21 protein-coding genes are annotated in these 23,441 nt (G+C 64.6%); 8 read left to right on the top strand and 13 right to left on the bottom strand.

Annotated features, from left to right (window positions below; translation table 11 throughout):
- Positions 1-3 precede the first annotated feature (3 nt).
- Positions 4-1,506 carry a glycosyltransferase family 39 protein gene (locus tag ABIG06_RS36690; protein ID WP_124162284.1) on the top strand — a complete coding sequence of 501 codons (1,503 nt, stop codon included), beginning with the start codon at positions 4-6 and terminating at the stop codon, positions 1,504-1,506.
- A 99-nt stretch (positions 1,507-1,605) separates the two neighbouring features.
- On the opposite strand, the gene ABIG06_RS36685 is transcribed toward ABIG06_RS36690, so the two are convergent.
- Together ABIG06_RS36685 and ABIG06_RS36680 are read right to left on the bottom strand one after the other, a co-directional pair.
- On the bottom strand, positions 1,606-3,495 hold the full coding sequence (locus ABIG06_RS36685; protein ID WP_370140482.1) for a CHASE2 domain-containing protein: 1,890 nt from the start codon (positions 3,493-3,495) through the stop codon (positions 1,606-1,608).
- A gap of 59 nt (positions 3,496-3,554) precedes the next feature.
- Entirely contained in the window at positions 3,555-4,079 is a 525-nt protein-coding gene (locus ABIG06_RS36680; RefSeq protein ID WP_370140481.1) for a FecR domain-containing protein, read from the bottom strand.
- A 619-nt stretch (positions 4,080-4,698) separates the two neighbouring features.
- Between ABIG06_RS36680 and ABIG06_RS36675 the strand changes: the two genes are divergently transcribed.
- On the top strand, positions 4,699-5,784 hold the full coding sequence (locus ABIG06_RS36675) for a DUF2778 domain-containing protein (protein ID WP_370140480.1): 1,086 nt from the start codon (positions 4,699-4,701) through the stop codon (positions 5,782-5,784).
- Positions 5,785-6,264: 480 nt separating this feature from the next.
- Positions 6,265-6,486 carry a hypothetical protein gene (locus tag ABIG06_RS36670; RefSeq protein ID WP_124162280.1) on the top strand — a complete coding sequence of 74 codons (222 nt, stop codon included), beginning with the start codon at positions 6,265-6,267 and terminating at the stop codon, positions 6,484-6,486.
- Positions 6,487-6,755: 269 nt separating this feature from the next.
- On the opposite strand, the gene ABIG06_RS36665 is transcribed toward ABIG06_RS36670, so the two are convergent.
- Positions 6,756-7,349, bottom strand: coding sequence for a cysteine hydrolase family protein (locus ABIG06_RS36665; protein ID WP_370140479.1), 594 nt, complete (start codon positions 7,347-7,349; stop codon positions 6,756-6,758).
- A 130-nt stretch (positions 7,350-7,479) separates the two neighbouring features.
- Here ABIG06_RS36665 and ABIG06_RS36660 point away from each other — a divergent pair, with 130 nt between their 5' ends.
- Positions 7,480-8,319, top strand: a complete 840-nt coding sequence (locus ABIG06_RS36660; protein ID WP_370140478.1) for a LysR family transcriptional regulator — start codon at positions 7,480-7,482, stop codon at positions 8,317-8,319.
- A gap of 136 nt (positions 8,320-8,455) precedes the next feature.
- The gene (gene lepB / locus ABIG06_RS36655; RefSeq protein ID WP_370140477.1) at positions 8,456-9,202 is read left to right on the top strand and encodes a signal peptidase I; all 747 of its coding nucleotides are present in this window, start codon (positions 8,456-8,458) and stop codon (positions 9,200-9,202) included.
- Positions 9,203-9,321: 119 nt separating this feature from the next.
- Here lepB and groL read toward each other — a convergent pair whose 3' ends face one another.
- Complete coding sequence (gene groL / locus ABIG06_RS36650; RefSeq protein ID WP_124162276.1) at positions 9,322-10,962, bottom strand: chaperonin GroEL; 1,641 nt, start codon at positions 10,960-10,962, stop codon at positions 9,322-9,324.
- Positions 10,963-11,007: 45 nt separating this feature from the next.
- On the bottom strand, positions 11,008-11,322 hold the full coding sequence (groES, locus tag ABIG06_RS36645; protein ID WP_024340799.1) for a co-chaperone GroES: 315 nt from the start codon (positions 11,320-11,322) through the stop codon (positions 11,008-11,010).
- Positions 11,323-11,745: 423 nt separating this feature from the next.
- On the opposite strand from groES, the gene ABIG06_RS36640 reads away from it, so the two are divergent.
- Complete coding sequence (locus ABIG06_RS36640) at positions 11,746-12,033, top strand: usg protein (RefSeq protein WP_028177340.1); 288 nt, start codon at positions 11,746-11,748, stop codon at positions 12,031-12,033.
- A gap of 8 nt (positions 12,034-12,041) precedes the next feature.
- Here ABIG06_RS36640 and ABIG06_RS36635 read toward each other — a convergent pair whose 3' ends face one another.
- The gene (locus tag ABIG06_RS36635; protein ID WP_370140476.1) at positions 12,042-14,171 is read right to left on the bottom strand and encodes a tetratricopeptide repeat protein; all 2,130 of its coding nucleotides are present in this window, start codon (positions 14,169-14,171) and stop codon (positions 12,042-12,044) included.
- Positions 14,172-14,385: 214 nt separating this feature from the next.
- Here ABIG06_RS36635 and ABIG06_RS36630 point away from each other — a divergent pair, with 214 nt between their 5' ends.
- A complete protein-coding gene (locus ABIG06_RS36630; RefSeq protein ID WP_124162274.1) occupies positions 14,386-14,913 on the top strand; it encodes a cupin domain-containing protein in 528 nt (175 codons plus the stop codon).
- 112 nt (positions 14,914-15,025) lie between these two features.
- Here the strand turns inward: ABIG06_RS36630 and ABIG06_RS36625 are convergent, their stop codons facing one another.
- Positions 15,026-16,294, bottom strand: a complete 1,269-nt coding sequence (locus ABIG06_RS36625; protein ID WP_370140475.1) for a NupC/NupG family nucleoside CNT transporter — start codon at positions 16,292-16,294, stop codon at positions 15,026-15,028.
- Between the two features lie 157 nt (positions 16,295-16,451).
- Here ABIG06_RS36625 and ABIG06_RS36620 point away from each other — a divergent pair, with 157 nt between their 5' ends.
- Positions 16,452-17,690, top strand: coding sequence for an MFS transporter (locus ABIG06_RS36620; RefSeq protein WP_370140474.1), 1,239 nt, complete (start codon positions 16,452-16,454; stop codon positions 17,688-17,690).
- Positions 17,691-17,844: 154 nt separating this feature from the next.
- Here ABIG06_RS36620 and ABIG06_RS36615 read toward each other — a convergent pair whose 3' ends face one another.
- From ABIG06_RS36615 to ABIG06_RS36590, 6 genes are all read right to left on the bottom strand, one after another.
- The gene (locus ABIG06_RS36615; RefSeq protein WP_319330426.1) at positions 17,845-18,603 is read right to left on the bottom strand and encodes an SDR family oxidoreductase; all 759 of its coding nucleotides are present in this window, start codon (positions 18,601-18,603) and stop codon (positions 17,845-17,847) included.
- 26 nt (positions 18,604-18,629) lie between these two features.
- Positions 18,630-19,388 (bottom strand): proteasome-type protease, encoded by a 759-nt coding sequence (locus ABIG06_RS36610; RefSeq protein ID WP_035678903.1) that lies wholly within the window; start codon positions 19,386-19,388, stop codon positions 18,630-18,632.
- 205 nt (positions 19,389-19,593) lie between these two features.
- On the bottom strand, positions 19,594-20,001 hold the full coding sequence (locus tag ABIG06_RS36605) for a carboxymuconolactone decarboxylase family protein (RefSeq protein ID WP_370140473.1): 408 nt from the start codon (positions 19,999-20,001) through the stop codon (positions 19,594-19,596).
- A gap of 67 nt (positions 20,002-20,068) precedes the next feature.
- On the bottom strand, positions 20,069-20,917 hold the full coding sequence (locus tag ABIG06_RS36600) for a transglutaminase family protein (RefSeq protein ID WP_370140472.1): 849 nt from the start codon (positions 20,915-20,917) through the stop codon (positions 20,069-20,071).
- A gap of 111 nt (positions 20,918-21,028) precedes the next feature.
- Entirely contained in the window at positions 21,029-21,973 is a 945-nt protein-coding gene (locus ABIG06_RS36595) for an alpha-E domain-containing protein (RefSeq protein ID WP_124162268.1), read from the bottom strand.
- Positions 21,974-21,977: 4 nt separating this feature from the next.
- Positions 21,978-23,396: a circularly permuted type 2 ATP-grasp protein gene (locus tag ABIG06_RS36590; RefSeq protein WP_370140471.1), complete on the bottom strand. Its 1,419-nt coding sequence runs from the start codon at positions 23,394-23,396 to the stop codon at positions 21,978-21,980.
- Between the last annotated feature and the right edge of the window lie 45 nt (positions 23,397-23,441).

The following is a 23,441-nucleotide window of genomic DNA, read 5'->3' as shown; positions in this document are numbered from 1 at the left end:
GCGATGGGCGGGGCTGACGCGCGGATCGTCCGCAACACCGCGCTGCTGATTCTCGCGCTGGTCGGATTGCGGCTCGCTGCGGCCGCGTTCACGCCGATCACGTTCGACGAAGCCTATTACTGGATGTGGTCGAAGAATCTGGCGGGCGGTTATTACGACCACCCGCCGATGGTGGCCTATGTGATCCGCGCCGGCACGATGATCGCGGGGGATACCGAGCTCGGCATCCGCCTCGTCTCGATCCTGCTGGCGCTGCCGATGAGCTATGCGGTCTATCGCGCCGCCGCGATCCTGTTCGGCGGCGTCCGCATCGCCGCCACCAGCGCGATCCTGCTCAACGTGACCATGATGGCCTCGGTCGGCACGCTGATCGTCACGCCCGATGCGCCGCTGCTGGTCGCCTCCAGCTTCGTGCTGTTCTTCCTCGCCAAGGTGCTGGAGACCGGCCGGGGCGCCTGGTGGCTCGCAGTCGGCGCCGCCGTCGGCGCGGCGCTGCTGTCGAAATATACCGCGATGTTCTTCGGGCCGGCGATCCTGATCTGGCTCGCGGCGGTGCCGAAGCTCAGGCGCTGGTTTCTCTCCCCCTGGCCCTATCTCGGCGGACTTGTCGCGCTGGCGTTGTTCTCGCCGGTGATCGTCTGGAACGCAGACCATCAATGGGTCTCGTTCGCAAAGCAGCTCGGCCGCGCCAGGATCGAGGACTTCCGCCCCGTCTTCATCGCCGAGCTGATCCCGACCCAGGTCGCGTTCGCGACGCCGTTGGTGTTCATCCTCGGTGCCATGGGCCTGCACGCGCTGACCTGGCGGCGCGCCGGCGCGCTGGCCTCGCGCGTACTGATCGAGACGATGTTCTGGACCATCGTCGCCTATTTCGTCTGGCATTCGCTGCATGCCCGCGTCGAGGCCAACTGGTTCGCGCCGGTCTATCCGCCTTTCGTCATCGCCGCGGCGGTCGCCGCCAACCTCGTGCAGTGGAAGCCACGACAGCGGCGCCTGGCCGATTTCTGCCTGCGCTGGGCCGCGCCAACAGGCATCGTGATGTTTGCAGCCCTGATCGTGCAGGCCAATACCGGCTGGCTGTCCGGATATCGCCGCGATGCCACGGTGCGCAGCGTCGGTGTCGGCTGGCGCGAGCTTGCCGCCGAAATCGAAACGGTGCGCGCACGCAGTGGCGCGACCTGTGTGCTCGCGCAGGACTACGGCACCACGGCCTGGCTCGCCTTCTATCTGCCGCGCGGCACTTGCGTAGCGCAGCAAACCCAACGCATCCGCTGGGTCAACATGGCCGAGCCCGATCCCAGCCTGCTCGCCGGCAAGCTGCTCTATGTCGACGAACTGCGTAGCGAGGGCCATCCCGCTCTCAATTCTCTCTTTGCACAGGTGACGCAGATCGCACAATTGCAGCGCAAGCGGGGGCCGCTCGTGGTCGAGACCTACGGCATCGATCTGCTCGAGGGCGCCAAGGGCGAGGTGCTGGATCGCTCGCCGCCGCCGGAAGCGCGGTAGAGCATGATCCGGAAAAGTGCGAAGCGGTTTTCCGGAAAGATCATGCGCAAACAACAACCTCAAGCGCGATGACGATTCCTCATCGCGTTTGAGCGGACCTCAGCCGATCATCTCGGCCCTGACCGAAGCCTGATCCGGGCCATCCCGGTCGCGCCAGAGCCATACCGTCACGATGCCGGAGCGACCGCGGACCTGGGCGAGCAGGGGCCCGGACAGGATGCCGTCGGGAGCGCCGCTGAAATCGGCAGTGTCCAGCAGCGTATCGCTCAGCGCGAGGCGCGCATCGTTCTGGGCGGCGATCTCCATCAGACGGCTGGCGACGTTGACGGTGTCGCCTGTCGCCGTGATGTGCTGATGGCTTTCGCCGAGCCGGGATGCGACGATCGGGCCGCAATGCGCGCCGATCTTGAAACCGAGCTGACCTGCGATTGCCGGCGGCAGCGAGGCGATCCAGCGTTCGAGGCCGCGATGCAGATCGATCGCGCATTTCAGTGCGCGCGCCGCGTCGTCCGGCATCGCGCGCGGCAGCCCGAACAGGATCATGGCGCCATCGCCGAGAAAGCCGGTGATCATGCCGCCGCAATCGATCGCGACCTTGTCGATCAGTGCATGAAACGCCTTCAGAAAATTCCTGAGCTCGTCGGGATCAATCCGCTCGCTCAGTCCGGTGAAGCCGGAGAGATCGACGAAGACCACGGCTGCATCCTGCCGGACAGGCTTCGACAGGAAGTTCGGATCGCGCGCCAGCCACTCCTGCACCGCCGGAGCCTGGAATTGCGCAAGCGACCTGCTCTTGGCGGCGAAATATTGCGTGCGGCGGCCTCCGGCCCACAGCTGCACGCCGGCAAAGACCGCGACCGGCGGCATTGCCGCGGCGAGCGTGGTTGCGGCGTTCAGCCAGACGCCATGCGTGAACGCGAACAGGTTGACCCCGGCCCAGGCGATCATCACCGCGGCTGCCGTCATGATGCCCAGCGCGCTGCGGCGCCAGGCGAGCAGCCCGACCAGCAGCGTCGGCAGCAGGATCGCAGTCAGCGCGTCGGCAATACGGACCCTGCGGTCGCGCACCATGGCGTCGCCGGCGACGAGATGCGTGATCGCGGTCGAGACCACCTCGACCCCGGGCATCAGCGAATCGAAGGGCGTCGGATAGAAGTCGCCGCCGCCGGCGACCGAGGCGCCGATCACGACGATCCGGTTCTCGATCGCCGCGCGATCGAGCGTGCCGTCGAAGATGCTCTGTGCGCTGACGGTGCGGATCGTGCGGCGCGGCCCGTAATAGGTGATCGGCAATGCCAGATCGCCGTCGGTCGGCACCACGCGATCGCCCAGCATGAGATGATCCGGCGCGACCGTCAGCGGCTCGTCGAGCGCGCGGGCCGCGACGCGCAAGGGGAACGACAGCTCGACCTTGTCGCGCGTCCGGAACAGCATCGGCACCGATAGCGGTGAACCCGATTGTCCCGTCGCGACGTTGACGACGCCGACCTCGGCGTGATCGGCGAACGCGGGCAATGGCCGCAGGAAGCGCTCGGCCTGCGGGAGGACGGCGAGGGGACCTTCGCTGCTCGGATCCACGGTTTCGCTGGCGGAGGGGAAAATCGCCGCGGCGGCGAGCACCATGGGACCGGTGGCGAGCGTGCTGGCGAGCGTGGCATCGCCGATCGCTGCGCTGCGGTCGACGAGCAGGAGATCAATCCCGATGACCTTCGGCTTGAACTGCACGATGGTGTCGACGACACGTGCGAGATCGGCGCGCGGCAGCGGATAGCTGCCGCCGCGCTTCACCACGGTGTCGTCGATCGCGACGATGGTGACGAGATCGGGTGGACGCCGCACGCCGCGGGCTTGCGTCCGCCAATCCGTCAGCGTGGCTTCGAGGCGGTCGAGAAAACGCAGACGGCCGTTGGCGTGCGCGGCAAAGATGCCCGCGCCCCACAGCGCGGTGAGGACGAGTGCCACCAGGATCTGAACGCGTCGGCTGCGCATGCGTCGTTCTGCAATCTTCTTTCGGCCAAATCTCGCAGGCGAACCTTGTCGACCCGGTCTTATTGTCCGAGTCTTGCCATGAGCGCATCGACGCGCGGCTGGCCCCATGTCTTGACGGTCAACGGGCCGGTCGCCTCGACGTCGACGCCTTCGCCGGGTCCAAGCACGACACCGCGTCCACGGGTCCTTCGGGTCACGCCGACCCGGCCGTCGGCGACGAACACGGAGGTCTTGGCGTCGGCGACATCGACCGCCCATTTCGTGCCGCGCACCGCAGCGATCGCTTGCGGCGTCAGCACCTTGAACGGATTGCCCCGCGGCTTCCGGGGCACCTCGACCAGCAAGGCTTTGCTGCTCAATTCCACGGAGTCTATATGTCCGTCGCGGTTGGCGTCCTTAAGTTCAAATTTGGCGCCGTTTTCCGCGACAATGGTGATGCCGTTGTCACAGCGCCAGGTCTGCGTCCCGGCAGCCGACGGCGATGCCGTGCAGCCCGCATTGGCAGCAGGCTGTGCAGTCGCAGATCCAATCAACAGAAACGACCCCGCCAGGGCGAAAAACCCTGCGCGCGCGATCCCTCTCATGCCAGCCTCCGTTTGCGTGACGGCACAGTTCAGGGCAAGTCGATACGGTTCCGTATCACGCGCAGAGGCTGCTGAAAAGTGCCGAGATAGGAGCTACTTTCCCGCGGCGGCGATTTCCAGAACCGACGTGATCAACTTTCGGTCACGGCTCCGTGCCGCGTGAGGGCGCCGGGCCGACGGACGCGGAGCCCGCCAGCCTCGCGCAACGCTTCCGCGCTACGGTCAGGCCGGTTTGGCGACCACGAAAATGACGTTGTTGAATGTCTCGTGGGTGCGGCCGCAAGCGTCGAAGAACCGACGTGAGCCGGTCGAGAAACATGGTTAACAGATGCGTCTAAGTCCGTAATTCTGCGGGGTTTTTCTCAAAACGGGACAGCATTGACGAGTTGCCCCATATCCGCCCGAACTTAATCTGCATTTAACTAAAAGTCGCCTTAATGACGCTCCGACCCTCTGCGAGATGCTGTTCCCGGATCGTGACCAGCGGCACTTTGAAGGGGGACTGGGTGACACCGTCCTGGACGCAAGGCGAATGAGTACGAGTATCGCTGCGCAAAGCATCGCGGCACGGAAGTCCAAAAATCCTGGCAAGAATTCTCTTCGGAAGCCTTCCCGGAAAATGACCACGGCCAATTGGCTGGGCGCCGCGGCGATCGGCTGCGTCGTGATGGGTGCCGGCTGGATCATTTACAGCAACATTCTCGGCGCGAGCGTCTACCCGACCGTCGGCAGCGTCGGCTATGACGAGCCGGTGGTCAGGCGCGCACCCAAGGTCGTGCTGCGCGAGGCCGGCGAGGCCATCAAGGAAACTTTCGCGCTATTGCCCGACCGGCTCCAGGTCGCAGCTCCGATCTCGCGCGAGATGTTCAACGAGCGCTTTGCCGCGGCCGCGACGCAAGGCGTGCCATCGAATGCGGCGAGCGCAGCGACCTCGACCCAGGTTGCACTGGCCAGGGAGACTTCGAAGGACGCCCCGAAGCAGAGCGTGATCGCGAAGGTCGCCGACGCGCTGAAGCCGGCAGCCAAGGTCACTGACAAGACTGCCGACAAGACCAGGCGCGCGCCGGACGCCCAGATGCAGCTGGCCTCGGCCGATCCGGCCCAGATCGTGCCGGCGCCCGAGAAGCCCAAGTCGTTCGCCGACCGCGCCAAGGCCGCAGTGATGTCGATCACCGGGCCGCGCCAGTCGATGGTGGAAAAGCTCTGGGGCAAGCGCGAGCCGTCCGGCGGGCTGCTCGCCTACGCCTCGGCCGATGCCAGCGTGACCGCGTCCATCGCGCCGAAGGAGCAGAACCCGATGTTCGGCGGCGCGCCGCCCTATGAGCGCGACACCGCGGTCTACGACATCACCGCCAAGACCGTATATCTGCCCGACGGCACCAAGCTCGAGGCGCATTCGGGCCTCGGCTCCAATCTCGACGATCCGCGCTCCTCGAAAATCCGCATGCGGGGCGTGACGCCGCCGCACATCTACACGCTGAAGCCGCGCGAGGCCCTGTTCCACGGCGTGCCGGCGCTGCGCCTCACTCCGATCGGCGGCGAGAGCGCGATCCATGGCCGCGACGGCCTGCTCGCGCACACCTTCATGCTGGGGCCGAACGGCGATTCCAACGGCTGCGTGTCGTTCAAGGACTATTACGCGTTCCTCGACGCCTACCGCAACAAGGGCATCCGCAAGCTCGCGGTGCTGGCGCGGGTGGAGTGAGGCGCGCGATCTCGGCGCGCGGTCGCCGTTATCAGGCGCGGACGCGCGCATGATTCCGGTCTTGAGCTGGCGGCATTAGGTTGCTGGTGCCGTCCGATCAGTTGCTCTGCCATCGATCGCCTTCATGCGCTGCAAAGCGATCGTCGATCCATGCGCGTTCTCCCCTTGGATCTGCGGTTCCCCTTACGTAGTTAAATGCGCCCGTCGTGGAACGTTGATATCAGGTGGCATGACATCCCGCGCAACTTCGCCGGCTCGAAGCGGCGGCACGACGGCAAGCGGCGCTGACGAGTGATCAGCGCATAAAGGACGCGCTTTTGGAAATGCGAAGGAGTACTGGTTGCGCGCGCAGTCTCAGGAGCGGCAGGTGTCAGCGCGATCCTGAGCAGGCTCACAACTTTGGCGCGATGCATCGAAGTTTTGCACTACGCTCGATCGATAAGATTGACGTGCGCTGGCCCACACGCCTAGGCTTGATGGATGTCCGGAACCATCCAGGAGGAGATCAAGCGAATCGAGAGACAGATTGAAACCTACGAAGCTTTCGATCTGGCCGAGAAGGCGCGGTTCAATCGCGAGTCTTACCTTTGGACCGCGGAAGATCGTATAGAGTGGCAGGAGCTTCAGGCCGACAACGCGCTCATGCTTCGCAAGCTGCGCGAAGAGCGAAATGCGCTGCTCGAACAGCTAAAACCGCCATGACCGCAATTTCACCGGCCTTGAAGCTTGTCGGCCGGACTCAACTTGCCTCGCGACCCGACTTGCCTGAAGGTTGTGATTGAGCGGAAGCAACAACTGCGTTTCGATTTCGAACCTTGTTCATTGCCTCTGCCGGATGTCGCCGCATTATTTCTGCGAATTTCCTTTTGATTGCAGGAGCCACCTGGCTGCTGCTCAACCTGCCCAGCGCGATGCGGCTCGAGAACGAGCAGGACATCGAAAGAAATGGAGCTGCAGCATCGCATGCCCCATCAAGTCAGCGCTTCGACTTGCGCGATGATGGCGAAGCGGTCCGACAATTCGGCCAGCACGACCTGATGGATCGTCCGGGCGTCCAGCGTGCCGCCGCGGCCGTCGGGTAGGTCGCGGGTGGCGCAGGCGTTGGCCGCGATCGTCGTGCGCAGGCCGAGGTCGAGCGCGGCGCGGGCAGTCGAACTGACGCACATGTGAGTCATGAAGCCGGCCAGCACGATATTCTTGAGTCCGGTCGCGGCCAGCCGGGCCTGCAGGTCGGTGCCGGCGAAGGCATTCGGCAGCGCCTTCTCGATCACCGGCTCGCTGGCGAGCGGCGTCAGGCGCTCGACGATCGCGCCGCGCGCGGCCTCGCGGTCGAACAGGCCGCCGGCGCGGCCCTTGTGCGCGACATGGAAGATCGCAGCTCCGCTCTCGCGTGCGCGCGCGAGCAGGCGCGCGGCCGCGGCGATCGCCGCTTGCGCATCGGGCAGGGCCAGCGGACCGGCGCAATATTCGTTCTGGATGTCGATCAGCACGAGGCAGGCCTCGTTGAGCTTCGGCGGATTGAGATCGGCGCCGGCGAGTTCGAGCAGGGTCTTTGGAGCGGTCATGCTGGTCAGGCCTTCCAGGGATGTCGGATGACGCGACACTAGCGCAGCCGATGCCTGCCATTGTGCAGGAAAATTGCGGCATATGGCTGCAAATTTGCAGGAAGCGCCCCCCGCCTGCTAGGCTCGTGGAATGAACTGGGACGACCTGCGTATCATCGCCGCGGTCAGGGACGAGGGCACCTATGCCGGCGCCAGCGCGCGGCTGCGCATCGACGAGACCACCGTCGGCCGCAGGCTCGCGCGCATCCAGCGCGACCTCGGCGTGCTGCTGTTCGACGCGGTGGACGGGCTGCGCCGGCCGACGCGCCACTGCGAGGCGGTGCTCGAGCATGTCGGTGCGATGGCGGCGCATGCCGCAGCGATCGACCGCATCAAGGAGAGCCAGGTGGGCCCGGTCGGACGGCTGCGCATCGCCTCGACCAATGCGGTCGCCGAAGAGCTGCTGGCGCCGCATGCGAGCAGCTTCCTGCGCGATCACCCGGGGCTGACGCTGCAATTCCTCACCTCGAGCGGCAACGTCAAATTCTCGCGCTGGCAGGCCGATCTCGCTATCCGTCTGCGCAAGCCGGAGAAGGGCGACTTCACCATCTCCAAGCTCGGCGAGGTCAGGCTGTATTTCTTCGAGCCCGCGGACCGCGGCGGTGCCGAGCCGGTCGCGTGCGTCTATCCTGACGAGCTCGACGCGATCCCCGAGCAGCAGTTCCTGCGCGCCAAGCGTCTGACAAACGTGCGCTGCGTCACGGACAATGTCCGCATCATCCGCACCATGATCCAGTCGCATCAGGCCGTCGGCGTGCTGCCTGAGCACAGCTGCGGGCCGCTGCTCGCCGATCGCAGCCTGCGCGCCACGCTGCTGCCGAGGCGCCGCGACGTCTGGCTGCTGGTGCAGAACCATCTGAAGCGCGATCCGGCGACGCGCGTGACGATCGATTGGGTACGTTACTGCTTCAGGGATATGTCGCACGGCTGACCGCTGGCGACGTTCATGGCCTCGCATTGAACGCGGGCCGCGCGACGTGCGACCAAATTCGCAAGTTCGCTGGGGATTGAACGCGCGCGCAGGTTGCGTAATCTCGCGCCGACTACGTCTTTGACAGGGCAACTGCATGACCACTCTTGAGCAAACGATCCGTCCCTCGGCACGATCGCGGGAATGGAAGGTGATCGTCATCCTGATCCTGCTGATCCCGGTGCTGTGGTCGCCGCCGTTCCTGTTTCGATACTTCCTGTATCAGCCGTTCAACATCCCCTCGAATTCGATGGCGCCGACGCTGATGGTCGGCGACTACGTCTTTACGGCGAAATATGTCTATGGCTACGGCCGCTATTCCTTCCCCTTCGATTCGTCCTGGATCTCAGGTCGTGTCTTTGCCGGCGAGCCCGAGTACGGCGACCTCGTCGTTTTCCGAACGCCAAGGGATACCTCCGTCGATTACGTCAAGCGCGTGGTCGGGCTGCCCGGCGACCGCATCCAGATGCAGCAGGGCCGGCTCATCCTCAACGACCGTCCGGTGACGCGCGCCGCGCTGAAGGAGGCACAAGCCGGCGCCGCCTGCGGGGGCGATGACGAGGCGCAGGTCAAGCGCTGGCGCGAGACGCTGCCGAACGGCGCGAGCTATGTGACCTACGATTGTCTCGACAATGGCTTCCTCGACAACACCAGCGTCTACGCCGTGCCGCCAGGCCATCTCTTCGTGCTCGGCGACAACCGCGACAATTCCACCGACAGCTGCATGGCGTCCGCGATGGGCTTCATCCCGATGGACAATCTCATCGGCAAGGTGACGCGGATCCTCTGGTCGCTCGACGATGACGGCGAGCCGCGCTTCGAGCGGTTGGGGAAGGTGGAGTGAGGGGCCGTCATTCGGGGGCGCGCCCCGGAATGACCAGCGGCGAGACTTTGCACAAAAAACAAAAACCCCGGCATCGCTGCCGGGGTTTCGCATTTCTCGACTGTGCCTGAGCGGCTGGATCAGAAGTCCATGCCGCCCATGCCGCCGCCCGGAGGCATCGCCGGACCGGCGCCGCCCTTCTTGGGCAGCTCGGCGACCATGGCTTCCGTGGTGATCAGGAGCGCGGCCACCGAGGCTGCGTTCTGGATCGCGGTGCGGACCACCTTGGTCGGATCGATGATGCCCTTCTTGACGAGGTCGGCATATTCGCCGGTCTGGGAGTCGAAGCCGTAATTGTAGGCCTTGTTCTCCAGGATCTTGCCGACGATCACCGAGCCGTCTTCACCGGCGTTGATCGCGATCTGGCGAGCGGGCGCGGAGAGCGCCTTGCGCACGATCTCGACGCCGGTCTTCTGGTCGTCGTTCTTGGTGCGCAGGCCCTTGAGCTGCTCGGAGGCACGGAGCAGGGCGACGCCGCCGCCCGGGACGATGCCTTCCTCGACAGCCGCGCGGGTCGCATGCATCGCGTCATCAACGCGATCCTTGCGCTCCTTCACCTCGACCTCGGTCGCGCCGCCGACGCGGATCACCGCGACGCCGCCCGCGAGCTTGGCGAGACGCTCCTGGAGCTTCTCGCGGTCGTAGTCCGAGGTGGTCTCCTCGATCTGCGCCTTGATCTGGGCCACGCGCGCCTCGATGTCGGCCTTCTTGCCGGCGCCGTTGACGATCGTGGTGTTCTCCTTGTCGATCATCACCTTCTTGGCGCGACCGAGCATGTTGAGCGTGACGTTCTCGAGCTTGATGCCGAGATCTTCCGAGATCGCCTGGCCGCCGGTCAGGATCGCGATGTCCTGCAGCATGGCCTTGCGGCGATCGCCGAAGCCCGGAGCCTTGACGGCCGCGACCTTCAGGCCGCCACGCAGGCGGTTCACGACGAGGGTCGCGAGGGCTTCGCCTTCGACGTCCTCGGCGACGATGACCAGCGGCTTGCCGGTCTGCACCACGGCCTCGAGCAGCGGCAGCAGCTCGTTCAGCGAGGAGAGCTTCTTCTCGTTGATGAGGATGTAGGCGTCGTCCATCTCAACGCGCATCTTGTCGGCGTTGGTGACGAAGTAGGGCGAGATGTAGCCGCGGTCGAACTGCATGCCCTCGACGACGTCGAGTTCGGTCTCGAGCGACTTGGCTTCCTCGACGGTGATGACACCCTCGTTGCCGACCTTCTTCATGGCGTCGGAGAGGAACTTGCCGATCTCCTGGTCGCCGTTGGCCGAGATGGTGCCGACCTGGGCGATCTCGTCGTTCGAGGTGACCTTCTTGGAGTTCTTCTGGAGATCCGCCACGACGGCTTCGACAGCGAGGTCGATACCGCGCTTGAGGTCCATCGGGTTCATGCCGGCGGCGACCGACTTGGCGCCTTCGCGCACGATGGCCTGAGCCAGCACGGTGGCAGTGGTGGTGCCGTCGCCGGCCGCGTCAGCGGACTTGGAGGCGACTTCGCGCACCATCTGCGCGCCCATGTTCTCGAACTTGTCGTCGAGCTCGATCTCCTTGGCGACGGTGACGCCGTCCTTGGTGATGCGGGGAGCGCCGAACGACTTGTCGAGCACGACGTTGCGGCCCTTCGGGCCGAGCGTGACCTTCACCGCGTTGGCGAGAATGTCGACGCCGCGCAGCATCTTGTCGCGCGCTTCAACCGAGAATTTGACTTCTTTGGCTGCCATCTGGATTTTTCCTTGGAATGATGTGACTGGAGGGAGAGGGGGCTCTTAGGCCGCCTTCTTCTTGGACTCGCTGACCTCGAGAACGCCCATGACGTCGCTCTCCTTCATGATCAGCAGGTCCTGGCCGTCGATCTTGACCTCGGTGCCGGACCACTTGCCGAACAGCACGCGGTCGCCGACCTTCAGGTCGATCGGGATCAGCTTGCCGGACTCGTCGCGGCCACCCGGGCCAACGGCGACGACTTCGCCCTGGGAGGGCTTTTCCTTGGCAGTGTCGGGAATGATGATGCCGCCAGCGGTCTTCTCTTCTGCGTCGATGCGCTTGACCACGACGCGGTCGTGAAGCGGACGGAATTTCATGCAGTCCTCCTAAGCAATTGCACGTGTTGAGGATTTTGAGATTGTTAGCAGTCGTTGCCCGCGAGTGCTAGCGCGAGCCAAGTTGAAATAGGACAGGAATTTTGCGGGGGCAAGGGCTTCTAGCAGAAAAATCAGCACGCGGAAGCGTGGACTGCCAGAATCTCATTTCCATCGTTAACCAGCCTTGGAGCCAGCCTTGGACCAGCCTTGGGGGCCTCTTCGGGGCCCCGTGGGAGGCCGTATTAGCACGGAGTTATGTCTGCTGCTAACGCATTGAATTTCAACAGCTTGTTAAACTTTTGGGCTTGAGATGGGTTGTCAGTTTGCGTCACATTTCTCTCATGTGAGCGCATCGTTTCCGGGTGGCTCCCGGGGCACGGATCAAGCCACCCCCAAAATGCGCTCCTGCAAAGGAGGTTTGGCATGGGACTGCGGAGTGGGGGCGTTTCCGAGGATTTCCGGAAACAGATGCTAGGTTACGGACTGACGACGGCGCAAATCCTCTATCGCATGCCGGATCATCCGTCGCTGCTCCAGACCTACGTCTGGCAGAACTACGACATGTTTCCGAAATTTCCGGCGCTGAAGGATTTCCTGGCGTTCTGGCAGGAGAAGCTCGATGGTCCCCTCCATTCGGTCACGGTGGCGCATTCCAAGCTGATCAAGCCAGCCGAGCTGCGCGCCGTGGACGGCGTGTTCCGGCTGCATTGACGCAGGGATCAGACGACGCCGTTGCAATAGCGTATCCACATCGCGCGATAGGCGTCGTCCACGGCTCGCGCATATGAGACGGGGTTGCCGGCGGCCGCAGCGTTGATCTGTCCGGGCAGTTCGCGGCGCAATTGATCGAGTTCGCCGATCCGCGCCGCGCGGCCAGCTGCGATCTCGACATATGCCTCATCGCTCTCCGCGACCCAGTCCCGCAAGCCAAGCGCGGAGAGGATGGCGCCCGCGGCTCGGCTGGGCAGGCTGTTCCCGAGCTTCGCCACCACGGGCACGCCCATCTGCAAAGCTTCCAATGTGCTGACGCCGCCGTTCTGCGGGAACGGGTCGAGCGCAATATCGACACGATTGAACGATGCCAGATGTTCGCTCCGCAATGTGGCTCCGAGCAGATCGACGCGTTCGACCGGCAATCGGCAAGCCGCAAACCGTGCCAGCAGCTTGTCGCGGACCAGTTGATCGTCCAGCGCAACATCCTTGATCAGCAGTCGCGAACCTGGGACCCGCTCGAGAATCCTGGACCAGACTTCCGCGGCCTCGTCCGAAATCTTGCTGATGCGGTTGAAGACACCGAACGTGACGAAGCCGTTCGAGAGAGCCGGCGCCTCCGCCCGCGCAAGCCCGGCCGGCAGTGGCGCCAGCGTCACGAAGCACGGCAGGTCGATGACGGTCTCCGCAAACAAATGCCGAACCGCGGCAGGAATTGCGACCGGATCCGAGAACAGATAATCGATCGTCGGCAGCCCGGTGCCGGTGCCGTGGCCCCAGCCGTGCACCTGGATCGGTGCCGGCTTGCGCGCAAACACGCCGAGGCGGTTTCCTCTGGTGTGGCCGGACAGATCGATCAGGATATCGACGCGATCGGCGCGAATCTCAGCGGCGAGGCGATCGTCGGCCCATTGCGAGGCGTCACGCCAGCGATCGGCGATCCCCTGGAATTCGCTTGTCGTCGTATCCATTTTTGACGAGCAGGAGTAGCACACGATCTCGAACTGCGCGCGGTCATGGTGTTGCAGGACGGGCTTGAAAATGAACGCGGCCGAATGCGCGTTGAAATCCGACGAGACATAGCCGAGCACCAGACGGCGATCCGGATCGAGGCTGTTGTGATGCGGTGCCGCCGCTTCTGAAGCGATTTTCGCGCCGACCCGCTCCCACCACACTTGCCGCGCCTGCTGATGCTGTTCGACGCTCGCGTCCGCCACAAAATCGAGCGTGAATATCTTGCTGGAAATTGCGCTCTCAAGGTCGGGCTGGATGTCGAGGGCGCTGTCGAAGCTGACGAGGGCTTCGTCGACCCGGCCAAGTCCGGCGAGACAAAGGCCCAGCACGAGGTGAGCTTGAGCGGAATCGGGAGCTATCGCGAGAGCCCTCTCGCAATCGTCCATCGCCTGCGCCATTTGCTGGGTCTGGAGCAAGACATTGGCGCGCCAGAGCCATCCGTTCACGTCGTCGGGCGCCAGGGCGATCGCCCGATCGCAGTCCGCCATGGCTTCGTCAAATCGCCGTAGCTCCCGCAACGCAACGGCGCGGTTCGCCAATGCCGCCGCATAGTCGGGCTTGATCGAGAGCGCGCGATTCAGGCTTGTGAGAGCCTCGTCATAGTTGCGCAGTCGGCAGAGCGCCCCACCTCGGCCGTTGTGGGCTTCGGCAAGGTTTCCGTCGATTGCGAGTGCCCTGTCGTAGCTCTCGATCGCTTCGTGGTGCAGATCAAGGGCCGCGCTCGCGTTGCCGAGATTGGACAGGGCCAGGGCGTAGTCAGGCCGCAAGGCGAGGGCCTTTCGATAGCTCTCGCGGGCCTCATCGTGACGTTTCAGCCCGTTCAGGGCGACGCCCAGGCTCATGTGAGCTTCGGCAGATCGCGGATCCACGGCAACCGCTCGGCTCAGCAGGATTTCGGCCTGCTGATAGTTCTTGGCATCAGACTCCAGAACGCCGAGCATATGCAGCGCGATGAGTTGGTTGGGCGCGATCTGCAGGAGTTGTCGATAGGTCACACGGGCCTCGGGCAGGAGTCCCTTCTTGTGCAACTGGAGTGCGCGCCCGAGCAATGGCAGCACTTCGGCCTTTTGCCGTTTCTGAAGCCGGGCATTATGAAATGCACGCTGACCGACGCTGCCGCCCATGAATCAATTCCCCCAGATCTCCTCGCGAGATTAATTCACCGAGAGAATGAATACGAGACGATGCCCGCTCGCCACGACAGCCTGGGACAAGCTACGATCGAGTGATCGGGTGACGGGCCCAAGCTTCGCAATTGCTGCCTCGCCCGGGACTGGATAATCTGCCCTTCGGGTCATACCCGTGCGACCGGCGCGGCTCAGATCAGGGAGGCAGACAATGGCCAAGCAAAAGGCATCAAGGCCCGCAACGAAGACCGCCGTGAAGAAGCGGAGCGGCGTGAAGGCCGCGGCGCGATCCTCGGCGCGCAAGGCGGTGAAGGCGAAGGCGCGCACCGTGGCTCCGAAGAAGCCCGTGCGGCCGAAGCAGCGCATCGCCATCAGCCATCACCGCGAGGAAGACTTCAAGGCCGACGGCCTGCGCGCCTATGCCAAGTACCGCGATCTCGGGATCGCCGACGCGACCGATGGCCTCGCACAGGCACATGTGATCCGCTTGCAGGGCCCCTGCAATCCGGCCGAGGTGTCCAAGCTCCACTATCACGACGTCGAATTCCAGATGGTCTACGTGCTCAAGGGCTGGGTGAAGACCTATATGGACGGGCAGGGCGAGACCTTGATGAAGCAAGGTAGCGCCTGGACCCAGCCGCCGAAGATCAAGCACATGATTCTGGACTATTCGGACGACGTGGAACTGCTGGAGGTGATCCTGCCCGCGGAGTTCAAGACGGTGGAGTTGAAGGCGTAGGGGCTTCTTCCGTCGTCATTGCGAGGAGCTCTTGCGACGAAGCAATCCAGACCGTTCCCACGGAAGGATTCTGGATTGCTTCGCTTCGCTCGCAATGACGAGTGGAGAGAGTCTACGCCAGCACCCCCACCAGCGCTCCCATCAGACACGTGGTCAGCGTACCCGACACGATCGACTTCAGCCCGAGCGCGTTGATCTCCTCGCGCCGCTCTGGCGCCATCACGCCCAGGCCGCCGATCATGATGCCGAGGCTGGCGAAATTGGCGAAGCCGCACATCGCGTAGAGCACGATCAGGCGCGAGCGCGGATCGAGCGCGTCGGGCGGCAGCTTCGAGAAGTCGACATAGGCGATCAATTCGTTGAGCACGGTCTTGGTGCCCATCAGGCTGCCGGCGGTGATCGCCTGATTCCACGGCAATCCCATCAGCCAGCACACCGGCGCCATGACGAGGCCGAGCAGGCGCTGCAACGAGACCGCGGCGCCGCCGATGTTCGGCAAGAGGCCGAGGATGGCATTGACGAGATAGACCAGCGCCACCAGCACCAGCAGCATGGCGACGATGTTGAGCAGCAATTCGAGGCCGGCCGTGGTACCCTTCACGATTGCGTCCATCGTGCCGGACACATTCATCCCGGGATCGCTGGCGACCCAGGGATCCTCCAGCGCGCCGCCGGTGCGCTTGTCCGAGGTCTCGGGCACCATGATCAGGCTGACCAGGATCGCGGCCGGCGCGCCCAGCACCGAGGCGATGACGAAATGCGCGGCGGCGTCGGGGATGAGGGGCGCAAGCAGCGTCGCATAGAGCACCAGCACCGTGCCGGCAATGCCCGCCATGCCGCCGGTCATCACCAGGAACAACTCGCTGCGGGTCATCTGTGCCAGATACGGCCGCACGAACAGCGGTGCCTCGACCATGCCGAGGAAGACATTGGCGGCGGTCGACAGCCCGACGGCGCCGCCGACGCCGAGCGTGCGCTCGAGCAGCCAGGCCATGCCGCGCACGATCGGTGGCAGCACCCGCCAATAGAACAGCAGCGTCGTCAGCACGCTCATGACCAGTACGATCGGCAATGCCTGGAACGCCAGGATGAAGTCGGCGCCCGGCACCTTCAGATCGAACGGCAGGGCGCCGCCGCCGATATAACCGAACACGAAGGCGGAGCCGGCGCGGGAGGCCGCCGAGATCGTGCCGACCGCGTCGTTGATGGTCCCGAAGGCATGGGCGACGACCGGCAGCTTCAGCAGCACGACCGCGGTGACGAAGGTCGCGGCGACGCCGATCGCCGCCTGGCGCAGCGACACCGCGCGGCGATTCTCCGCCAGCGCGTAGGCGATCAGCAGCAATGCGAAAATGCCGAGTGCCGATTGCAGCCGAAGCATGATGTCCCCAAACCTTCAATGATTATGGCCGCGTCTGCGTTGCAAAGGCAATGCCGACCGGGCCCGGAAGCGGCTCGTTGTTGACAAGCGGGTAAGCCTCAGCCACGCGGAGGCCGATCAAGATCAGGACGGACAGTCCGGGGTGACCGAAGAGGCGATGCCAGAGCAGCCAATATCCGAAAATCCGCCGGTCAGCGCCGGCGCCCTGCTCGGCCACCGCGCCTTCCTGTTCTTCCTGCTCTCGCGCAGCCTGTCGCGCTTTTCCAGCCAGATTGCGGCGGTCGCGATCGGCTGGCAGATCTACGACCTCACCGGCTCCGCGTTCGACCTCGGCATGGTCGGCCTCGTGCAGTTCCTGCCCACCGCGTTTCTGGTGTTCGTAGCCGGCCATGCCGCGGACCGTTACGAGCGCAAGCGCGTGGTCCAGCTCTGCCAGCTCGTGGAGGCCGCGACCGCGCTCTATCTCGCAATCATCACCTATGTCGGCGCGGTCGGCGAGGTTCAGATCTTCATCGCGACCTTCGTGCTCGGCATTGCCGGCGCCTTCGAGAGCCCGACCACCGCGGCGCTGCTGCCGCTGATCGCGCCGCAGGGATCGCTGCAGCGCGCCACCGCCGTCTCCAGCGGTGCGGCGCAGGTCGCGACCATCACCGGGCCTGCCCTCGGGGGCTTCGCCTATGCAGTCGCCCCGCACCTTGCCTATGCCGTGATGGTGCTGTTCTGGATTCTTGGGATGATCCTGACCGGTTTCATCCGGCCGCGCCCCCAGGCGATCGCGAAGGAGGGGACGAACTCGGACAACATCTTCGCCGGAGTCCGCTTCATCCGCAGCAATCCGGCGATCCTCGGCACCATCTCGCTCGACCTGTTCGCCGTGCTGTTCGGCGGCGTGACCGCGCTGTTGCCGATCTATGCCCGCGATATCCTGCAGGCCGGCCCGGTCGGGCTCGGCGTGCTGCGCGCGGCGCCGGCGGTCGGCGCGCTCCTGATGACCGTGGTGCTGGCGCGTCACGCCATCTCGAGACATGTAGGCCTGCGCATGTTCCAGGCCGTGATCGTGTTCGGCCTCGCCACGATCGTGTTCGCGCTGTCGTCCTGGATGTGGCTGTCGGTGCTGTCGCTCGCCGTCTTGGGCGCGGCCGACACGATCAGCGTCGTGATCCGCTTCTCGCTGGTGCAGCTCTCAACGCCCGACGAGATGCGCGGCCGCGTCGGCGCGGTGAACTTCCTCTTCATCAACGCCTCGAACCAGCTCGGCCAGTTCGAAAGCGGGGTAGCGGCGGCACTGCTCGGTGCCATGCCCGCCGCCGTGCTCGGCGGCGTTGCCACTGTCGCAGTGGCGCTGCTCTGGATGAAGCTGTTCCCGAGCCTGCGGCGGGTGGAGAGTTTGGAGTAGGGAAGGTTTCGTGTCCCGGACGTGGTGCAGCGCGCAAGCGGTGCGCCGCAGAGCCGGGATCCAGAAAGCCAAGAACCGAATCGCGGAGACATGGGCCCCGGCTCAGCAGCGCGTCATGGCATGCCGCGCTGCGCCCTGGGCACGAGAGCGGCGACTAGCCCCGTCCGACGAACGGCATCTTGGTCGCCATCACCGTCATGGTCAGCACGTTGGCGTCGAGCGGCAGGCTCGCCATGTAGGCGACGGCATCGCCGACTGCCTTGGCGTCCATGCGCGGCTCGTGCTTGGTCGTGCCGTCGGGCTGCAGCACGCCGGGACCGTTGACCATGCGATCCGTCATCGGCGTCGCCGCATTGCCGATGTCGACTTGGCCGACCGCGATGTCGTACATGCGGCCGTCGAGATTGCTGGCCTTGGTCAGGCCCGTGATGGCGTGCTTGGTCGAGGTGTAGGCGGCCGAGAACGGCCGCGGCGCATGCGCCGAGATCGACCCGTTGTTGATGATGCGGCCGCCGCGCGGGGTCTGGTCCTTCATGATGCGGAAGGCGTGCTGGGTGCACAGGAACGGGCCGGTGAGGTTGGTGTTCACCACCGCCTGCCATTGTTCGAGGCTGAGGTCCTCGAAGTTCACGGCCGGCGCGCCCATGCCGGCATTGTTGAAGAGCACGTCGAGGCGACCATAGGTCGTCTTCACCTTGTCGAACAGCGCGGCGATGGAGTCCGGCTTGGTCATGTCGGCGGTGACGCAGAGGCTCTTTCCGGCGGGGCCGAGCTTCGCCGTCTCCTCGAGCATGTCGAGCCGGCGGCCTGCGAGCACCACGGTGAAGCCGGTGTTCATCAGCGCCAGCGATGCTGCGCGCCCGACGCCGGTGCCGGCGCCCGTCACCAGGGCGATCTTTTTCGCTTCACTCATCGTTTCCTGCCTTTTCTCTTCTGCTGTCAGGTTTTGGGTTCTTTTTCGTTCTTGTAGGGCGGGCGCGGAATGTTCTGGTGCGCGGCGCGCAATGCCGCCGACCAGCGCGAGCGCAAATCGTGGAAATAAGGCTCGCCCGCCTCGATGCGGTGGTTGAGATCGGCTTCACAGGCGTCCGTGCGCACCACCAGCACGTCGATCGGCAGACCGACGCCGAGGTTCGAGCGCATGGTCGAGTCCATCGAGATCAGACCGGTCTTCAGCGCCTCGTAGAGCTCGACGTCGTAATGCATGGCGCGGTCGAGTACCGGCTTGCCGTATTTGTGCTCGCCGATTTGCAGGTAGGGCGTGTCGGTGGTGCATTCGATGAAATTGCCGGCGGTGTAGACCATGAACAGACGCATGCGCGCGCCCTTGATCTGGCCGCCGAACAGGAAGGAGACGTCGAAGGACACGTCCTCGGATTTCAGCGCCGGTCCTTCGGTGGCATGCACCGCCCGGATCGCCCGGCCGATGCGCTGAGCGGCCTGGAACATGGTCGGCGCGTTCATCAGCGTCTCGATCTCGCCCGTGTTGGGATCCTCCAGGCCTTCGGTCAGCGTCGAGAGCACCGACTGGCTGATGGCGAGGTTGCCGGCGCTGGCGATCGCCATGATGCGCTCGCCGGGCTTGGAGAAGATGTGCAGCTTGCGGAAGGTCGAGACGTTGTCGAGGCCGGCATTGGTGCGGGTATCGGCGATCATCACCAGACCGTCCCGAACCAGGATTCCGCAACAATAGGTCATTTCCAGTCCCCGAACGCGTTTGCGCGGAATTACTAGCCAATTTCGAGGTCCGGTCCAACCCCCCGATTCCGGCTCATTCCGGGGCGCGACGAAGTCGCGAGCCCGGAATCCATTGGGCCGCAGAGTTGGTGGATCAATGGATTCCAGGTTCGCGCTACGCGCGCCCCGGAATGACGAGGAATCGGCTTAGCGTTCCGCTCCGACCTCAATCCGCGGCATCGACCAGAAACGCCTCGTCGACGGGAACGCCGAGCGCCGTGACCAGCCGGTTTGTCTCCGCGGCCATGCCGACGATGGCGAGCAGCTCGCCATATTCGGCCTCGGTCATGCCCTTGGCCCGTGCCGCGGCCGTGTGCGAATGGATGCAGTAGCTGCAGCCATGGGCGATCGAGACCGCGACGTAGAGCATTTCCTTGACCTTGGGATCGAGCGCACCAGGAGCCATCACTTCCTTGATGCTCTCCCAGGTCCGCCGCAGCGTCTTCGGATCATGCGCCAGCGCCCGCCAGAAATTGTTGACGAAATCCGATTTCCGCACCTTTCGGATGTCGTCGAAAACGGCACGCGCGTCGGCGGAGAGTTCGTCGTCCGAAAGCAGTTTTACAGTCGCCATGGACTACCTCGCTGGTCTGATCTGATCCTGCAATTGTAGCACGGAGCATGCGCTCGGCCCGCAGCGCCTAGCTCTGCCGCTGGGACTGCGATTGCGACTGCCCGCCGCGGCCGGCCTGCTCGACCTTCACGGCCACCGCCAGCGTTTCGGTGCCGCCGCCATAGCGCGTGCCACGCACCGGGGCTGCGCCGAGATAGTCGAGCCCGATCGCAACGCGGACATGGGCGTCGGTGGCGCAGATGCTGTTGGCGGGATCGAATCCGACCCAGCCGAGATCCGGCACGTAAGCCTCCGCCCAGGCATGGCCGGCCTCCTGGTGCATCGTGTCGTCCGATCGCAGAAAGTGCCCGGAGACGAAGCGCGCCGGCACGCCACCGGCGCGGGCGCAGGCGATGAAGATGTGCGCGTAATCCTGGCAGACCCCGCGCTTGAGCCCGAACGCCTCCGCCGCCGACGTGCCGCTGTTGGTAGGGTCCTCGTCGAACGTCATGTGATCGGCAATCTGCGTCATCAAGGTGTGCAGGAAGCCCAGCGTGTCGCTCTCGGCCTCGCTGCGCAACTGGCGCGCAACCGCCGTCATCGCCGGATTGACGGAGGTGAGGTCGGTGGAGCGCAGGAACATCCCGGCGGGGAAACGCTCGTCCGTGCCGCGCAGCACGCCGCCGGTGTCGTGGGTCTCGATCAGCCCTTCGGCGGTGATCTTGATGTCGCCGACAGGCCCGCAGGACAGCACGTGGATGACGTTGCCGAACGCATCCTCATGCATGTCGAGCTTGGTGTCGGTGGAGACGTCGATCTGCCATTCCGCGACGTACTGCCCATCATGACTGCCGGGCGTCATGCGCAGGATCTGGATCACGCTGGTCGCCGGCGGCTCGTAGCGATAGGTCGTGGTGTGCTGGATTCGCAGGCGCATGGTGGACCGTTGTTCTTGCGTCGTCATTCCGGGGCGATGCGCCAGCATCGAACCCGGAATCTCGAGATTCCGGATCTGGTCCTTCGGACCATCCCGGAATGACGGCGTGTATCAGATCAAATACTGCTTCGTGATGATCTCGCCCAGCCTGGAATTGTCCGTGATGAATTCCTGAATGAATTCATGCACGCCATGCTGGAAAATGTCGTCCATGTTGCTGTGTTCCAGCCGGTTGCGGATACCGCGGGCGTGGCGCTGGGCCGGGCCCTGGCGGCCATAGGCGACGCCGATCTGGTCGAGGTTGCGCACGAGATTGCCGTAGCAGCTGGCGAGCGAGCGCGGCAGCGTGTCGTTGAGGATGAGGAGATCCGCGATCAGCCACGGTTTCAGCGTCTCGCGGTAGACCCAGTGATAGGCGGTCAGCGCCGAGACCGAGCGCAGGATCGAGCTCCATTGATAGAAGTCGAGCGGGCCGCCGACATGCTCCTCCTCGGGCAGCAGCACGTGGTATTTCACGTCGAGAATGCGCGCGGTGTTGTCGGCGCGCTCCAGGTGCACACCCATCCGCGAGAACCAATAGGCGTCGTTGCGCAGCATGGTCCGGTAGGCCGAACCGTCGAAGCGCAGCGAGGTCTCCTGCACGAAGCGGAGGAATTTGGCGAGATCCTCGCGCGTCGAGGCGCCCTTGCTCCAGACCGCCTGAAGCTCGATCCAGGCCGAATTGATGGTGTCCCACATCTCGCTGGTGAGCGCGGTGCGCACCGAGCGCGAGTTCAGCCGCGCCGCCTCGATGCAGTTCCTGATCGAGGACGGATTGTCCATCGAGAACGAGAGATACTCGACGACGTTGTGTTCGTTGGCTTCCTCATAGGCCTGATAGAAGCTGGCGGCGACCCCGGCGGTGAGCAGCGCCGAATCCCATTCATTGGTCTTGCCGATATAGGCGGCGGGAAGCGCGGTGACGCGCAACGTCGCATCGATGGTGCGCGCGAGATATTCGGCCCGCTCGACGTAGCGGGCGAGCCAGTAGAGGTTTTCGGCGGTACGCGACAGCATCTCTCTACTCGTCCAGGATCCAGGTGTCTTTGGTGCCGCCACCCTGGCTTGAATTCACCACCAGGGAGCCTTCTTTGAGCGCGACGCGGGTGAGCCCGCCGGGCACGATGGTGGTGCTCTTGCTGCCCGTGAGCACGAAGGGACGCAAGTCGACGTGGCGCGGGGCGAGGCCGGATGCGGTGCAGGTCGGGCAAGTCGACAGCGCCAGCGTCGGCTGCGCGATGAAACCTTCCGGCTCGCGCTTGAGCTTGTCGCGGAACGCTTCGATCGTCGCCTTGGTCGCAGCGGGGCCGATCAGCATGCCGTAGCCGCCGGAGCCGTGCACTTCCTTGACGACGAGCTCGCTCAGATTGTCCAGCACATAGGCGAGGTCCTTCGGCTCGCGGCAGCGCCAGGTCGGCACGTTCTTGAGGATCGGCTCCTCGCCGAGATAGAACTTCACGATATCAGGCATGTAGGAGTAGATCGCCTTGTCGTCGGCGATGCCGGTACCGACGGCGTTGGCGAGCGTGATGTTGCCGGCCGCGTAGGCCGACATCAGCCCGGGGACGCCGAGCACGGAATCGGGACGGAAGGTGAGGGGATCGAGGAAATCGTCGTCGACACGGCGATAGATCACGTCGACCCGCTTCAGCCCTTCCGTCGTTCGCATGAACACTTCGTTGTTCTTGACGATGAGGTCGCGGCCTTCGACCAGCTCGATGCCGAGCTTGTCGGCGAGGAACGAGTGCTCGTAATAGGCGGAGTTGTAGACGCCGGGCGTGAGCAGGGCGACGGTCGGCTCGCTGGATGCGCTCAGCGGCGCGACCGAGCGCAGGGCTGCGAGCAACTCGTCCGGATAGCGCTCGACCGGCGCCACCCTGTGGCGGGCGAACAGATCCGGAAACAGCCGCATCATGATCTCGCGGTTCTCCAGCATGTAGGACACGCCCGAGGGGGTGCGGGCGTTATCCTCCAGCACGATGAAGTCCTCGGCGTCGACCCGGACGATGTCGATGCCGGCGATGTGCACGTAGACGTCATGCGGCACTTGCTGGCCGTTCATCTCCGGGCGGAACACCGGGTTCTGGAAGATCAGATCGTCGGGTACGATCTCGGCGCGGAGGATGTCGCGGCCGTGATAGATGTCGCGCAGGAACATGTTGAGCGCGCGCACGCGCTGCTTCAGGCCCTTCTCCAGTCGCGCCCATTCCTTGCCGGACATGATCCGCGGGATCACGTCGAAGGGAATTAGGCGCTCGGTCGACTCGGAATCGCCGTAGACGGCGAAGGTAATGCCGATCCGGCGGAACAGGAGCTCGGCCTCCTGGCGCCGATATTCGAGGGCTTCGGGCGGCGTTTCCTCGAGCCAGCGCGCCAGCTCCTGATAAGCGGGGCGAAGGTCTCCGCCGGGAATATTCATTTCGTCAAACGCGACTGCCATAGAATCCGACTGTTCTCCCCCAAGGCGTTGCGCCATTGATCAGGT

Origin of the sequence: Bradyrhizobium sp. USDA 326 (assembly GCF_049739485.1) — a bacterium.
Taxonomy (GTDB): Bacteria; Pseudomonadota; Alphaproteobacteria; order Rhizobiales; family Xanthobacteraceae; genus Bradyrhizobium.
This window is presented reverse-complemented; position numbering and strand designations above follow the sequence as displayed.

Excerpts from the sequence above, each read along its gene's own strand:
- ABIG06_RS36630 (WP_124162274.1), top strand. The coding sequence starts at position 14,386 with ATGGCCAAGCAAAAGGCATCAAGGCCCGCAACGAAGACCGCCGTGAAG.
- ABIG06_RS36685 (WP_370140482.1), bottom strand. The coding sequence starts at position 3,495 with ATGCGCAGCCGACGCGTTCAGATCCTGGTGGCACTCGTCCTCACCGCG.
- groL (WP_124162276.1), bottom strand. The coding sequence starts at position 10,962 with ATGGCAGCCAAAGAAGTCAAATTCTCGGTTGAAGCGCGCGACAAGATG.
- ABIG06_RS36590 (WP_370140471.1), bottom strand. The coding sequence starts at position 23,396 with ATGGCAGTCGCGTTTGACGAAATGAATATTCCCGGCGGAGACCTTCGC.
- ABIG06_RS36595 (WP_124162268.1), bottom strand. The coding sequence starts at position 21,973 with ATGCTGTCGCGTACCGCCGAAAACCTCTACTGGCTCGCCCGCTACGTC.
- ABIG06_RS36625 (WP_370140475.1), bottom strand. The coding sequence starts at position 16,294 with ATGCTTCGGCTGCAATCGGCACTCGGCATTTTCGCATTGCTGCTGATC.
- ABIG06_RS36675 (WP_370140480.1), top strand. The coding sequence starts at position 4,699 with ATGACCACGGCCAATTGGCTGGGCGCCGCGGCGATCGGCTGCGTCGTG.
- ABIG06_RS36670 (WP_124162280.1), top strand. The coding sequence starts at position 6,265 with ATGTCCGGAACCATCCAGGAGGAGATCAAGCGAATCGAGAGACAGATT.
- ABIG06_RS36680 (WP_370140481.1), bottom strand. The coding sequence starts at position 4,079 with ATGAGAGGGATCGCGCGCGCAGGGTTTTTCGCCCTGGCGGGGTCGTTT.
- ABIG06_RS36600 (WP_370140472.1), bottom strand. The coding sequence starts at position 20,917 with ATGCGCCTGCGAATCCAGCACACCACGACCTATCGCTACGAGCCGCCG.
- ABIG06_RS36635 (WP_370140476.1), bottom strand. The coding sequence starts at position 14,171 with ATGGGCGGCAGCGTCGGTCAGCGTGCATTTCATAATGCCCGGCTTCAG.
- ABIG06_RS36665 (WP_370140479.1), bottom strand. The coding sequence starts at position 7,349 with ATGACCGCTCCAAAGACCCTGCTCGAACTCGCCGGCGCCGATCTCAAT.
- ABIG06_RS36610 (WP_035678903.1), bottom strand. The coding sequence starts at position 19,388 with ATGACCTATTGTTGCGGAATCCTGGTTCGGGACGGTCTGGTGATGATC.
- ABIG06_RS36620 (WP_370140474.1), top strand. The coding sequence starts at position 16,452 with ATGCCAGAGCAGCCAATATCCGAAAATCCGCCGGTCAGCGCCGGCGCC.
- ABIG06_RS36615 (WP_319330426.1), bottom strand. The coding sequence starts at position 18,603 with ATGAGTGAAGCGAAAAAGATCGCCCTGGTGACGGGCGCCGGCACCGGC.
- ABIG06_RS36605 (WP_370140473.1), bottom strand. The coding sequence starts at position 20,001 with ATGGCGACTGTAAAACTGCTTTCGGACGACGAACTCTCCGCCGACGCG.
- ABIG06_RS36660 (WP_370140478.1), top strand. The coding sequence starts at position 7,480 with ATGAACTGGGACGACCTGCGTATCATCGCCGCGGTCAGGGACGAGGGC.
- ABIG06_RS36690 (WP_124162284.1), top strand. The coding sequence starts at position 4 with ATGGGCGGGGCTGACGCGCGGATCGTCCGCAACACCGCGCTGCTGATT.
- groES (WP_024340799.1), bottom strand. The coding sequence starts at position 11,322 with ATGAAATTCCGTCCGCTTCACGACCGCGTCGTGGTCAAGCGCATCGAC.
- lepB (WP_370140477.1), top strand. The coding sequence starts at position 8,456 with ATGACCACTCTTGAGCAAACGATCCGTCCCTCGGCACGATCGCGGGAA.
- ABIG06_RS36640 (WP_028177340.1), top strand. The coding sequence starts at position 11,746 with ATGGGACTGCGGAGTGGGGGCGTTTCCGAGGATTTCCGGAAACAGATG.